Here is a 12,256-nt window from a genome sequence, read left to right as displayed (position 1 = left end):
CAGCACGAAAACCTAGCGATTGAAGAGCCGTCGCAATGCGCCGTATTGACTGAGACCAACGCCCAGCAAGATCAGTGACATGGCCAGCAGAAGCGACTTTGGCAGGGCCTCGCCGAGGATCAGGGCACCAAGTACAACGGACCAGACGGGAACCTGATAATTCACCAAGGACATAAAGACGGGTCCTGCGCTGCGCACAACCAAGACGCGCAAGAAATTTGCACCTGCTGTGGGGATTAGGCCAAGGAATGCCAAGACCCCGATGACCTGCGGGGTTGGTATCGGCGGGGGACCTTCGATGGCCCAAGCCAAGGGTACCGTCATGATAGCCCCGATAATCAAAAGGACAGTCGCCAACCCGATAGGGTGGGCATCAGGCAGCCGCCGCAGCATGATCGAGCCTATAGCATAGCAGCTGGCGGCGAGGACGCAGGCGATGCGGCCCGGTGTCTCGAACGCGGCACCCGTGGCCTCGAACGCTTGCGCACCTATCAGGATGACGACACCGACAAAGCCGATCACAAAACCGATTGTCTTGCGGGGTGTCATCTGCTCACCCGGCACCGTGAAATGTGCCAGCGGCAAGACGATCAATGCTACAGCCGCCATTGAGACTCCGGCAAATCCTGATGTGACATATTGCTGCCCCCACGCCAGCAACGAGAAGGGGACAGCAGAGCTGAGCCCGCCAATGATAACCATATTGGCGCGGTCCGCGGGGGAGGTCGGGCCAGAAAAGAGCGGCCTGCCAAGGGCGAGCCAGATCATGCTCATCAGCAGTGCCGCAAAGCCTATACGCGAAGCGGCCAGCCAAAAAGGTGGCATCCCGCCTGCAAGTGCAACTTCGGTCACCATGAACGTGCCACCCCACGTTAGACCGAGGGCCGCAACCATCAGCCAGCTAAGCGGAGTAATCTGGGGGGAGGTATTCATCCTGCCAGATAGAGTGAAACAGCGGGATGGAGCAAGCACCATGTTGGGTGAAGAGCGCGTGCGACAAGATGAACAGGAACCCTGTAGCCTGAGACCGTGTTGAGTTTCTGGAGAAGCAACCAAGGAGACAAACGATGGAATGGACCCTGCTGACTGCCGGATTGGCCTTCACAACATTTTTTGCAGCGATCGCCGTTGCCTTTATGTCAAAGCGGAAAGTGGATGCGCGGCGAGATCAGGAAGATGCCGCAAAATCTACACTGGCCAAAGATGAATCCTCAACTGCGCCGCCAGCGGATGTCGACACGAAATAGACTGTTTAGGGGATGCTAAAGCGAAGCGGAGCATGCGGCCTGACCAAAAAAGGCCCAAGCGATTACTTGGGCCTTTTTGCGTTTCATCAGTAGAACAGTTTAGTTCTTTGCTTTGTCGACCATCTTGCCAGCGGAGATCCAAGGCATCATGTCGCGCAGCTTGCCGCCGACGATCTCGATCTGGTGCTCGTCATTGGCGCGACGGGATGCTTTGATCGTGGGCTGACCCACTGCGTTTTCAAGCATGAAGTCACGCACGAACTTGCCGCTCTGGATGTCGCTGAGGACTGCTTTCATGCGGGCCTTTGTCTCGTCGTAGGGCAGGATGCGCGGGCCGGAGACGTACTGGCCGTACTCGGCTGTGTTGGAGATGGAGTAATCCATGTTGGCGATGCCGCCTTCATAGATCAGGTCCACGATCAGCTTTGTTTCGTGCAGGCACTCGAAATAGGCCATCTCTGGCTCATAGCCTGCTTCAACAAGTGTTTCAAAGCCCATGCGGATCAGTTCAACGATACCGCCACACAGGACAGCCTGCTCACCAAACAGATCGGTTTCGCATTCTTCGCGGAAGTCCGTCTCAATAATGCCGGAGCGGCCACCGCCGATGGCGGAGCAATAGGACAGGCCGATTTCCAGCGCCTTGCCCGAGGCGTTTTGGTTTACAGCTACAAGGCAAGGAACGCCGCCGCCTTTGGTGTATTCGCCGCGCACTGTGTGGCCAGGGCCTTTGGGCGCCATCATGATCACGTCGACGCCTGCTTTTGGCTCAATCAGGCCGAAGTGTACGTTCAGACCGTGGGCGAATGCGATGGCGGCACCTTCGCGGATGTTGTCATGCACATACTTCTTGTATGTGTCTGCCTGAAGCTCGTCGGGCATCGTGAACATGATTACGTCGGCCCAGGCGGCTGCGGAAGCGATGTCCATAACCTCAAGGCCTTCACCTTCGGCTTTGGCGCGCGACGGGGAACCTTCGCGCAGCGCTACGACGAGGTTCTTGGCGCCGGAATCGCGCAGGTTGAGGGCGTGGGCGTGGCCCTGTGAGCCATAGCCAAGAATCGCAACTTTTGCGTCCTTGATGAGGTTTACGTCGCAGTCACGGTCATAATAAACGCGCATGTTTTTATCCCTTTTGTTTGATCTGTCGTGCACAATAGGGAGTTTTGTGCGGTTTGCCATTGTCAGGATATGAGTTTAGAAGGAAAAATAAAGAAGATCATGCGTCAATGTGGAGATAATTGGATTTTTCATGCTCGATGATGACGATCGGAGGTTGCTTCGCTATTGGCAGGCCGAGCCAAGTCTGTCGCAGGCAGAGCTGGCGGAGCGCGTGGGGATCACCACGGGACGTGTGACGCGTCGCATTGCACGTATGCAGGAACTGGGTGTGGTGCGCGGAATGACAGCTGTCATCGACTGGGCCGCACTGGGTTATGCGGTCGAGGTCTCGCTGAGGATCACGTTAGATAAAACCCAAGGCAATGCCTTTGACGTCTTTATGGCGCAGGCCCGTCAGGTTCCAGAGGTGGTCGAATTACAGACCTTTTTGGGCCGCGTTGATGTGCGCCTCTCAATCATCGCGCGGGATATGGCGCATTACCAGCAGATATACCGTCAGTCCATTTTGACCCTGCCGCATATTTCGGAGATCGAGGCGCTTATGCATGTGGCGCGGATCAAAAACAGCGAGGGGCTGCCGCTGTGACGGAACTGGACGAGATTGATACCCAATTGCTGCGCGCTTTGGCACGTGATGCGACGCAGAGCGCGGGCGCACTGGGCCGGCGGTTGGGGTTGAGCCAGCCTGCAACGTGGCGGCGGATCAGGCGGTTGGAGCAGGCAGGGGTCATTCGCGGTCGGCAGCTGCGGCTGGATGCGGAAAAGCTCGGCTTTGGTGTGACGGTGTTTCTGGGGGTCAAACTGGCTTTGCGTGGCCGTGTCAGCCTTGAGGATTTCGAGCGCGCGGTCACAGCCATTCCCGAAGTTCAGACGGTCGAGCATGTCCTTGGCCTCTATGATTACCGCTTGCGCGTTGTCGCGCGGGACCTGCCTGATTTCGAGCGGGTGTTGCGGCGGCGGATCATGACGTTGCCGGGGGCAGGAGAAGTGGAAGCGAACGTACTGTTGAGCGAGGAGCGGCTGGCAGGCCCGTTATAACGAGGCGCATTGGAAACTTTTGCGCGCAACTGCGCCATGAGAGCGCGCGATTAGCCGTTTGTATACCCAGATAGACTTTGCCAATGGTCAGCACAGTTTCTATGCAGATTGTGTAAGCATCTGTTGGAGGATCGACCATGGCACTACTTGACACTGTAGACCCGCAAGGACTGGATGAATTTTCGGTGGTTTTTACCGACCGATCGCTCAATTCCATGAGCGGCACGTTTCAGCAGGTGATGCGCGACATTCACGAAATGTTGTGTGAAGTCTATGGTGCAGCATCTGCAGTTGTGATCCCGGGTGGTGGCTCTTACGGAATGGAAGCGGTTGCCCGCCAGTTCGCGCGAGACCGCGATGTACTGGTTGTGCGCAATGGCTGGTTTTCCTACCGCTGGAGCCAGATCATTGAAACTGGCGGCCTGACCGCCAACACGACAGTGATAAAAGCGCGCCCGCAGGGCAATGCAGCACCTGCACCTTATGCGCCTGCGCCGATTGAAGACGTTGTGGAGGCCATCCGCACCCAAAAGCCACAAGTTGTTTTCGCACCGCATGTAGAGACGTCCGCGGGTGTGATCCTGCCGGATCGATACATTAGCGCCATGTCAGAGGCTGCCCATGAGGTGGGAGCCCTGATGGTACTTGATTGCATCGCGTCTGGTTGCGCATGGGTCGATATGGAGGCACTCGGCGTGGATGTGTTGATCTCTGCACCGCAAAAGGGGTGGAGCGCGCAACCCTGTGCGGGTTTGGTTATGCTATCCGCCCGTGCTGTGGAAAAGTTGGGCGAGACGACGTCGGACAGCTTCGCGATTGATCTGGGGAAATGGCATGCAATCATGCAGGCCTATCTTGATGGTGGCCACGCCTACCACGCGACAATGCCCACGGATGCGCTGCGCGTGTTCCGCGATACCATGCGCGAGACCAAAGACTTTGGCTTTGAGCGGTTGAAGGAAGCGCAGTGGAAACTGGGTGAAGGTGTGCGCGAGATGATGGCCGAAAAAGGTATCAAATCTGTCGCCGCTGAGGGGTATGGCGCGCCGGGTGTGGTGGTGAGCTATACGGAAGACCCCGATGTGAAAACGGGCAAGGCGTTCATGGCGCACGGCATGCAGATTGCCGCAGGTGTACCGCTGCAAGTGGGCGAGCCCGAGGGATTCAGCACTTTCCGTCTGGGGCTGTTCGGACTGGACAAGCTCTATGATGTGGATGGCACGCTGGGGCGTTTGAAGGTGGTTGTAGACAAGGTTTTGTGACGATCAGGCGGGGGATATATTCCCCCGCTGATCTCCGCTGTGTGGACAAGCCGACCTCTGATATCTCCGCTTTGGCGGGCTGTTTTTGTCTTCCTCATCCAGACACCAGACCGCCGTCGACGATGAGGTTCTGACCGGTTACAGCCCGTGCCCAAGGGCTTGCGAAGAAAAGAACTGCGTCCGCTGCTTCTTGTGGTGTGGTGACAGACCGCAGCGGCGTGACGCCCGCGATATAGTCAAAAACCTCTGCCGGTGTCGCGGCGCTGGCGTCGGTGGTCCGCAGCAAACCGCCAGAGACCATGTTGACCGTGATACCCTTTGGTCCCAATTCGGCGGCCGCCGTGCGCGTCAAGGCGAGCAAGGCGGCCTTGGCCGAGGTATAGTCGTGGTAAGGCACGACCGGATTCTGGAAGAGGTTCGTGCCGATGGTGATGATGCGCCCAAAACCTGCCTTCGTCATCGCAGGCGTCGTGGCTTGCATGACGTTTAGTGCCCCAAGCACAGCAGTGTTGTGCTGGGACAGCATCTCAGCTGCCGTTACCGCCTCAATCGGTGACCGTGCGTCGCCATCAAAGCTGTAATCGGCCAAGGCGTTGTGGACGATGGTCGTTATGGGTCCGAAATGTGCTTCGGCCTTTTCGACCATGTGCGTCACCGCGCCCGCATCTTGCACATCGGCCTGCAAGGCCATCGCATGTTCCCCAAGACCATCCGCAAGAATTTCAGCGGCGGCCTTGCTGTTGCGGTAGTTGATGACCACGTTCGCACCTTCGCGGGCGAAGGCGCTTGCGATGGCAGCGCCCAACCCTCGCCCCGCACCGGTCACCAAAACGGTCTGTTCGCTAAGTGCTTTGCTCATGTTTTATCCTTCCAAAGGTCATAAAAATGATGGACCGGCCCGTGGCCGTGCCCGACTGTCTGTTGGTCTGACGCCGCAATCGCACCGGAGACATAGCGCTTGGCTTTTGCGACTGCGGCCCTTGGCGTCAGGCCTTGGGCAAGCTGGGCTGCAATCGATGAAGACAAGGTGCAGCCGGTGCCATGAGTGTTCTTTGTGTCCGTACGCATGCCCTCAATCCAATGAAGTGCAGAACCATCCCAAAGAACATCGGGGCTTTCATCGCCAGCAAGGTGGCCGCCCTTTACCAACGCAGCTTGGGGCCCCAGATCAGCGAGTGCTCTGGCGTGGGTCGCCATTGCGTCACGGTTTTCCGCCTCAGGCTGCTGCAGCAGTCGCGCGGCCTCTGGCAAGTTCGGGGTCAGGACCGTTGCCAAGGGAACAAGGGCAGTTCGCAGTGCCTCCATCGCGTCGTCTTGCAGCAGGGGGGCGCCCCCCTTCGCGACCATCACCGGATCCAGTACAATGGGTATTTGTTGATGGTCGGATAACGCCTTGGCAACCGCCAGTGCGATCTCGGCGGTTGCGATCATCCCGATTTTAACGGCATCAACGCGGACATCGGCAAAGACGGCATCAATCTGCGCCTGAACAAACGTCGGCGCGACAAGCTCGACTCCGCGCACCCCTTGCGTGTTCTGCGCGGTAAGCGCTGTGATTGCCGCCATCCCGTAGACACCGTTGGCTGCAAATGCTTTGAGGTCGGCCTGAATTCCTGCTCCACCGGACGGGTCGGAGCCCGCAATGGTCAACACATTCCTGATCATAAGAAAGTCCCGTTTCTAGACTGAATTGCGCGGCCAAGGTCACGCGCCGCCTGTTCCGGATCGGGCTGACCGCAAATTGCGTACACGACTGCGATGCCATCACATCCCGTTTTGAGGATGTCGGCCGCATGTTCTTTCTTTAGGCCACCGATGGCGACGGTCGGGATCTTTGCCAAGCGCACCATTTCGGATAGGCCAATCAACCCGATCGTCGGCTTGTGATCCGCTTTGGTCGAGGTCGCAAAAACCGTCCCGAGGCCGAGGTAATCGACAAAATCGACATTCGCTGCGGCGACCTGAACCGTTGTCTCGCAAGAAAGCCCGATAAGCTTTCCGTGCCCGAGCCGGTGACGCGCGATGTCGGGGCTCACGTCCTCTTGGCCGATATGGATGCCGTCCACGTCAGCTGCAAGTGCAGCGTCAAGATCATCGTTGATGACCAGCGGAATACCAGTACCGGCAAGGACACCTTTGAGTGCGCAGGCAGCTTCGATGCGGTCGCGGGTTGATGCGTCTTTGTCGCGCAGCTGCACGAATGTGACGCCACCGCGAACTGCCGCTGCTACTGTCTCAACCAGACGCGGGCCGGGGCACAGGCTTGGGTCGGTTACGAGGTACAACCGCAAGCTATCGGTCTTTAGCGCCATGTCACACGCGCCTCGCCCAGATCGCCAGGTTGCAGGGTGTGGAGCGCATCAAGGAACGCCACTGAAAAGCTGCCTGGTCCCAGGGCATCTTTGCCTGCGCGCTCTCCTGCCTCGGCAAAGTGCACGAAGGCGGCGACTGTCGCCTCGAGGCTCGGGGCGACGGCAGAATAAGCCCCGACCAATGCCGTTAGAGAACATCCCAAAGCGGTTACTTTGGGCATGAGGTCTGATCCGCCGGTTACGCTGGCGCTCCGTTTGCCATCAGTGATGAAATCAACGGGGCCCGAGACCGCAACAACGCAGCCATGGCTTGACGCAAGGGCCATGGCCGAGCTTTGCGCGTCAGCAACGCTATCACCGCTATCTGCGCCCTTGCCTGACCCGATCCCGCCTGCGAGCGCGACGATCTCGGACGCATTCCCGCGCACAATGGCGGGTTTCAGGGTGAGCAAATCCACAGCGGCTTTGGCGCGGTAGGGCGTTGCGAAATGAGCAACGGGATCCAGCACCCAAGGCACACTGGCCGCGTTCGCTGCGACGGCAGCTGCTTTCATGCTTTCAAGCCACGGGGCGGATAGGGTGCCGATATTGATGGTTACCGCACCGGCGATAGGCGCGAAATCTGCGATCTCTTCGGGTGCGTGGATCATGGCGGGTGAAGCCCCTGCCGCCAAGGTAACATTTGCCGCAATGTTCATAGCGACGTAGTTGGTAATGCAGTGGACAAGTGGCGCTTGCGCGCGCAGAGCCTCAAAAGCGGTATTCGGTGTCATGCGGTCTTTCCTTTTCACAACGAACGGAAAGACGCGACAAACCAAATTGGTCTGATTTTGCCTCCCTCCGCCGGCATTATCCGGTTCAGGTTCAAAGGGTACATCTCAGCCTCGCGGCGCCCCTGACATTTTCATGAATAGCTAATTAGGACTTAAGGTCAATCACCATTCTGATGCCGGATCAGGCACCAACATCTGACATTTGGACGGCATGCATCATCCGGCACTTTTCGCACTAATCTGCAATTGGTGTGATCTGTCCCGCGCTTTTACGTAATCGCATCCAGTATCCGTGCCCATGAGCGGATGCCTTTGTGAAAGCTCTCCATGTCGTATTTCTCGTTCGGGGAGTGGATCTGGTCGTCGTCTTTGCCAAAGCCGATCAGCACGGGTGTGGTGCCGAGGATCTGGTCGAAATGCCCTGCAATCGGAATGGAGCCGCCGCAGCCGATGTAGGCAGCGGGCGTCTGCCATTCCTCCGAGAGTGCTTTGAGCGATTTTGCGAAGGCAGGATCGTCTGTGGGGGTTGCGGATGCGCGGCTTGCCCCGTGACCCAACCATTCCGCAGTGCAATCTGGCGGCAACATGTCTTCCACCATCGTGCGGAAATTTTCTCGGATAACCAACGGGTCCTGATCGCCCACAAGGCGGAATGAAATCTTTGCGGTGGCCTTGGACGGGAGTACGGTTTTGAACCCGTCGCCCTGATAGCCGCCGCCAATGCCGTTCACTTCACAGGTGGGGCGTGACCAGATCATTTCCAGCGGCGTGCGGTCCTGTTCACCCGCTGGATGGCTGAGGCCTACATCGCGAAGGAATCCGGCATGATCAAATGCCAGACCCTGCCACTGCGCCTCCAGCTCGTCTGACAGGTCTGGCACGCCATCATAAAAGCCAGGAATGGTGATGCGGCCCTGATCGTCATGTAGGGATGCAATGATGCGCGACAGAACGCGGATCGGGTTCATGGCGATGCCGCCGAACATGCCGCTGTGCAGGTCTTTTGACGGGGCGGTGATGGTCAGCTCTTCGCCCAATAAACCGCGCAGCATGGTCGTTATTGCAGGGGTGCGGCTTTGGAACATCCCTGTGTCACAGATCATGGCAAAATCTGCGCGCAGTTCGTCTTTGTGCTCCTCCATGAAAGGCACCAGCGACGGGGAGCCTGATTCCTCCTCGCCCTCGAAAAAGAACGTGATGCGGCAGGGCCAATCGCCATGCACGGCCTTCCATGCGCGAAATGCCTCGACAAATGTCATTAACTGGCCTTTGTCGTCGGCGGCACCGCGCCCGCGGATCACAGCGCCTGCATCGGTCTGTTCAATGGCGGGGTCAAACGGATCGCGGTCCCACAAATTCAGAGGGTCAACAGGCTGCACATCATAGTGGCCGTAGAACAAGAGATGCGGTTTGCCGTTTTCAGGCCCTACATGTCCTACAACCATCGGATGACCTGTCGTTTCACGCTTTTGTGCATCTATTCCAAGGCTTTGAAGGTCCGCTACAAGCCAATCTGCGGCCTGCTGACAGTCCTCCTTGAACGCGGGATCGGTCGAGATTGACTTGATCCGCAGCAGTTCAAGCAACCGTTCGGTGGCGGCAGGAAGGTCAGCGTCAATATGGGCGAGAACGGCATCGAGGGACATGGGGCGGCTCCTTGGGAGGGGTGTATTTGCGCGGAGCCTATCAGGCGTCAAAGCGTTGTCCAGTGGCGGGATTTTCCCATCGGAAACAACACCTGCGACACTACGCGCCCGTTTGCGTATTGATCCGTTTGGAACCATTCTATACTTGAGCATCACTGCCAATTGACGCCCGCGCGCGGCGCCCTGCACTGACGGAGATGCGCATGACCTATTCGGACCAGCTTGATCAGGCGCTTGCGCGTTTGCATGACGAAGGCCGCTATCGCACGTTCATTGATATTGAGCGGCGCAATGGCAATTTTCCCCATGCAGTCTGGACCAAGCCTGACGGGACCGCGCAGGATATTACGGTGTGGTGCGGTAATGATTATCTGGGAATGGGCCAACACCCTGTCGTGCGCGAAGCGATGCACGAAGCGATTGAAGCCACAGGCGCAGGCTCGGGCGGGACGCGTAACATCTCCGGCACGACAGTATATCACAAGCGGCTCGAGGCCGAGTTGGCCGATTTGCACGGCAAAGAGGCGGCGCTGCTGTTCACTTCTGCCTACATTGCGAACGATGCCACCCTCAGCACGTTGCCAAAGTTGTTTCCGGGGCTGATCATTTATTCCGACGCGCTTAACCATGCCTCCATGATCGAGGGTGTGCGCCGCAACGGGGGCGCAAAGCGGATTTTTCGCCACAATGACGTCGCCCATCTCCGAGAGTTGCTGGAAGCCGACGATAGCGATGCCCCCAAATTGATTGCATTTGAGAGCATCTATTCCATGGATGGTGATTTTGGCCCGATTGAAGCGTTGTGCGATCTGGCAGATGAATTCGGGGCACTGACATATATCGATGAAGTACACGCCGTTGGTATGTACGGCCCGCGTGGGGCAGGGGTTGCCGAACGGGACCGCCTAATGCATCGCCTTGATATCATTAACGGAACGCTGGCCAAAGCGTATGGCGTTATGGGCGGCTATATCGCGGCGTCTGCCAAAATGTGCGATGCGATACGGTCTTATGCACCCGGATTTATTTTTACAACATCGCTGCCGCCAGCCGTGGCTGCGGGTGCCGCGGCTTCTGTTGCGTTTCTCAAAACAGCGCCAGAGCTACGCGAAAAACATCAAGAGCAGGCGCGCGCGCTCAAGCTGCGGCTCAAGGGGCTTGGCCTGCCGATTATTGATCATGGCAGCCACATTGTTCCCGTGATGGTAGGCAATCCTGTCCATACAAAGATGTTGTCGGACATGTTGTTGGAAGATCATGGAATCTATGTCCAACCTATCAACTTTCCGACCGTGCCACGCGGCACTGAAAGGCTGCGCTTCACACCTTCGCCCGTACACGGTTCTGACGAAATGGATGCGCTCGTGAATGCAATGGATGGATTGTGGGCGCATTGTGCGCTGAATCGTGCCGAACTCGCCGGATAATTCGTCAATAACTCGCTAATAACTTTGCACTGTGCTACGTTTAGCCTAACAAGACCTAAGACGAATCAAGGTATTTGGTTGTCAAAGGGTAGACAGGCACAAAGAGTAGACTAGGGCATTGCTATGATCGGGCGTTGGGCCAGCAAGAGCGTTGAAGACGAATCAGTCAAGCAGTCTGGCTTTGACGCGTTTGAATTGCGCTTGGGCGATCTGATGCGCGGAGAGCGTGCAACGCTTGGCAAATCCCTTCTCGATGTGCAGCGCGAACTACGGATCAAAGCATCCTACATCGCCGCTATCGAAAATGCCGATCCTGACGCATTCGACACTCCCGGATTTATCGCAGGCTATGTGCGCTCGTACGCACGGTACCTCAACATGGACCCTGACAAGGCTTTTGACGCGTTCTGCAATGAAAGCGGATTTAGCGTGGCACACGGCATGTCTGCCGAAGCGTCAGTGGTCAAAAAACCGACCCGCGAAGAGCGTCTGAGCCGTCAGGCCGAGCATGATATCTTTTCCCGCCCTGCGATGCCGTTCGCACCGGGCGGTGATGGTTTTCTGTCTCGGATCGAGCCCGCTGCCATCGGGTCCTCGCTTATTCTGGTGGCACTGATCGGTGCGATTGGTTTCGGCGGGTGGAGCGTTTTGAAAGAAGTGCAGCGTGTGCAGGTGTCACCTGTGGATCAGACGCCCGTTGTTTTATCTGATCTTGACCCGTTGCAGGCAAATGCGCCTGCTCAACCGATCCTTGAGAACGGTGTGCCAACTCCCGCTGCGCTGGAAGACGCGCCCCGCGTTGAGGCGTTGGACCGTTTGTACCGACCTGCGGCGTTGGATGTGCCCGTGCTGGTTGCGCGTGATGCTCCCATTGCATCGCTTGATCCACGCACCAGCGGCTTGTTCGACCAACCCACAATCGCGGCACCGGCGGGCCCGCAAGACCTGCTCGCCAATGCTGTGGATGGTGCCATAACCGAGGCGCTGGATGTGCCGACCGTAACAGCTGGCCTTACGGTTCCACAGGTTCTCGAAGGTCCCGCACCTGCAGTGCAAGTCGTTGCAACCAGCGAAACTTGGGTGCGTGTGACGGCAGCAGATGGTACCAACATCTTTGAAAAAGTCATGCAAAAGGGCGACACCTTTGACGTGCCTGCATTGGAAGAGCCGCCGATGCTGCGCACAGGTCAAAGCGGTGCAGTCTATTTCGTGATGAACGGCGAGTTCTTTGGCCCAGCGGGAAGCCGCGGCAGTGTGACATCCAATGTTCCGCTGCAGCAGCAGGCCTTGGCCGAGCTCTATGAGCCTGCGCAGCCCGGTCAGGACAGCGCATTGGAAACATTGGTTGCTGAATTGCGTGCCGTGGCCGACGCTCCATCTGACGCTGACCAGTAAACTACCCCCAAGACTGCGCTTATCGTCGCACAAA

13 protein-coding genes and 1 riboswitch are annotated in these 12,256 nt (G+C 57.7%); of the genes, 6 read left to right on the top strand and 7 right to left on the bottom strand.

All coding sequences use genetic code 11. The features are described 5' to 3' along the window. Nucleotides 1–12: 12 nt before the first annotated feature. Complete coding sequence (locus Q0903_RS10300) at nt 13–933, bottom strand: DMT family transporter (RefSeq protein ID WP_299415029.1); 921 nt, start codon at nt 931–933, stop codon at nt 13–15. A gap of 134 nt (nt 934–1,067) precedes the next feature. Here Q0903_RS10300 and Q0903_RS10295 point away from each other — a divergent pair, with 134 nt between their 5' ends. Beyond that, complete coding sequence (locus Q0903_RS10295) at nt 1,068–1,247, top strand: hypothetical protein (RefSeq protein WP_299415027.1); 180 nt, start codon at nt 1,068–1,070, stop codon at nt 1,245–1,247. A 99-nt stretch (nt 1,248–1,346) separates the two neighbouring features. On the opposite strand, the gene ilvC is transcribed toward Q0903_RS10295, so the two are convergent. After that, nucleotides 1,347–2,369 carry a ketol-acid reductoisomerase gene (gene ilvC, locus Q0903_RS10290; protein WP_299029176.1) on the bottom strand — a complete coding sequence of 341 codons (1,023 nt, stop codon included), beginning with the start codon at nt 2,367–2,369 and terminating at the stop codon, nt 1,347–1,349. Nucleotides 2,370–2,499: 130 nt separating this feature from the next. Here ilvC and Q0903_RS10285 point away from each other — a divergent pair, with 130 nt between their 5' ends. From Q0903_RS10285 to Q0903_RS10275, 3 genes are all read left to right on the top strand, one after another. Further along, nucleotides 2,500–2,955: an Lrp/AsnC family transcriptional regulator gene (locus Q0903_RS10285; protein ID WP_299029179.1), complete on the top strand. Its 456-nt coding sequence runs from the start codon at nt 2,500–2,502 to the stop codon at nt 2,953–2,955. Beyond that, nucleotides 2,952–3,407, top strand: a complete 456-nt coding sequence (locus Q0903_RS10280; protein ID WP_299415025.1) for an Lrp/AsnC family transcriptional regulator — start codon at nt 2,952–2,954, stop codon at nt 3,405–3,407. The genes Q0903_RS10285 and Q0903_RS10280 overlap by 4 nt, the downstream gene beginning before the upstream one ends. A gap of 137 nt (nt 3,408–3,544) precedes the next feature. Then, a complete protein-coding gene (locus tag Q0903_RS10275; RefSeq protein ID WP_299415024.1) occupies nt 3,545–4,669 on the top strand; it encodes an aminotransferase class V-fold PLP-dependent enzyme in 1,125 nt (374 codons plus the stop codon). Between the two features lie 94 nt (nt 4,670–4,763). On the opposite strand, the gene Q0903_RS10270 is transcribed toward Q0903_RS10275, so the two are convergent. The 5 genes from Q0903_RS10270 to Q0903_RS10250 form a co-directional block, all read right to left on the bottom strand. Then, nucleotides 4,764–5,528: a 3-oxoacyl-ACP reductase gene (locus tag Q0903_RS10270; RefSeq protein ID WP_299415023.1), complete on the bottom strand. Its 765-nt coding sequence runs from the start codon at nt 5,526–5,528 to the stop codon at nt 4,764–4,766. Continuing rightward, complete coding sequence (gene thiD / locus Q0903_RS10265; RefSeq protein ID WP_299415022.1) at nt 5,525–6,334, bottom strand: bifunctional hydroxymethylpyrimidine kinase/phosphomethylpyrimidine kinase; 810 nt, start codon at nt 6,332–6,334, stop codon at nt 5,525–5,527. The genes Q0903_RS10270 and thiD overlap by 4 nt, the downstream gene beginning before the upstream one ends. After that, a complete protein-coding gene (thiE, locus tag Q0903_RS10260) occupies nt 6,331–6,981 on the bottom strand; it encodes a thiamine phosphate synthase (RefSeq protein WP_299415020.1) in 651 nt (216 codons plus the stop codon). Before thiE ends, thiD begins: the two co-directional genes overlap by 4 nt. After that, nucleotides 6,972–7,754: a hydroxyethylthiazole kinase gene (gene thiM / locus Q0903_RS10255; protein WP_299415018.1), complete on the bottom strand. Its 783-nt coding sequence runs from the start codon at nt 7,752–7,754 to the stop codon at nt 6,972–6,974. The genes thiE and thiM overlap by 10 nt, the downstream gene beginning before the upstream one ends. Nucleotides 7,755–7,799: 45 nt before the next feature. After that, nucleotides 7,800–7,888: riboswitch (TPP riboswitch) on the bottom strand. A gap of 135 nt (nt 7,889–8,023) precedes the next feature. Further along, on the bottom strand, nt 8,024–9,400 hold the full coding sequence (locus tag Q0903_RS10250; RefSeq protein WP_299415016.1) for a M20/M25/M40 family metallo-hydrolase: 1,377 nt from the start codon (nt 9,398–9,400) through the stop codon (nt 8,024–8,026). Nucleotides 9,401–9,603: 203 nt separating this feature from the next. Here Q0903_RS10250 and hemA point away from each other — a divergent pair, with 203 nt between their 5' ends. Next, nucleotides 9,604–10,827 carry a 5-aminolevulinate synthase gene (gene hemA, locus Q0903_RS10245; protein WP_299415014.1) on the top strand — a complete coding sequence of 408 codons (1,224 nt, stop codon included), beginning with the start codon at nt 9,604–9,606 and terminating at the stop codon, nt 10,825–10,827. 123 nt (nt 10,828–10,950) lie between these two features. Further along, complete coding sequence (locus Q0903_RS10240) at nt 10,951–12,222, top strand: helix-turn-helix domain-containing protein (RefSeq protein WP_299029206.1); 1,272 nt, start codon at nt 10,951–10,953, stop codon at nt 12,220–12,222. Nucleotides 12,223–12,256: the final 34 nt, after the last annotated feature.

It is taken from the genome of uncultured Sulfitobacter sp., from assembly GCF_947502895.1.
GTDB lineage: Bacteria > Pseudomonadota > Alphaproteobacteria > Rhodobacterales > Rhodobacteraceae > Sulfitobacter.
The sequence above is the reverse complement of the archived record's forward strand: the minus strand, read 5'-3'. Positions and strand labels throughout refer to the sequence as shown.

Excerpts from the sequence above, each read along its gene's own strand:
- hemA (WP_299415014.1), top strand. The coding sequence starts at position 9,604 with ATGACCTATTCGGACCAGCTTGATCAGGCGCTTGCGCGTTTGCATGAC.
- Q0903_RS10295 (WP_299415027.1), top strand. The coding sequence starts at position 1,068 with ATGGAATGGACCCTGCTGACTGCCGGATTGGCCTTCACAACATTTTTT.
- thiE (WP_299415020.1), bottom strand. The coding sequence starts at position 6,981 with ATGGCGCTAAAGACCGATAGCTTGCGGTTGTACCTCGTAACCGACCCA.
- Q0903_RS10285 (WP_299029179.1), top strand. The coding sequence starts at position 2,500 with ATGCTCGATGATGACGATCGGAGGTTGCTTCGCTATTGGCAGGCCGAG.
- ilvC (WP_299029176.1), bottom strand. The coding sequence starts at position 2,369 with ATGCGCGTTTATTATGACCGTGACTGCGACGTAAACCTCATCAAGGAC.
- thiM (WP_299415018.1), bottom strand. The coding sequence starts at position 7,754 with ATGACACCGAATACCGCTTTTGAGGCTCTGCGCGCGCAAGCGCCACTT.
- thiD (WP_299415022.1), bottom strand. The coding sequence starts at position 6,334 with ATGATCAGGAATGTGTTGACCATTGCGGGCTCCGACCCGTCCGGTGGA.
- Q0903_RS10270 (WP_299415023.1), bottom strand. The coding sequence starts at position 5,528 with ATGAGCAAAGCACTTAGCGAACAGACCGTTTTGGTGACCGGTGCGGGG.
- Q0903_RS10275 (WP_299415024.1), top strand. The coding sequence starts at position 3,545 with ATGGCACTACTTGACACTGTAGACCCGCAAGGACTGGATGAATTTTCG.
- Q0903_RS10250 (WP_299415016.1), bottom strand. The coding sequence starts at position 9,400 with ATGTCCCTCGATGCCGTTCTCGCCCATATTGACGCTGACCTTCCTGCC.
- Q0903_RS10300 (WP_299415029.1), bottom strand. The coding sequence starts at position 933 with ATGAATACCTCCCCCCAGATTACTCCGCTTAGCTGGCTGATGGTTGCG.
- Q0903_RS10240 (WP_299029206.1), top strand. The coding sequence starts at position 10,951 with ATGATCGGGCGTTGGGCCAGCAAGAGCGTTGAAGACGAATCAGTCAAG.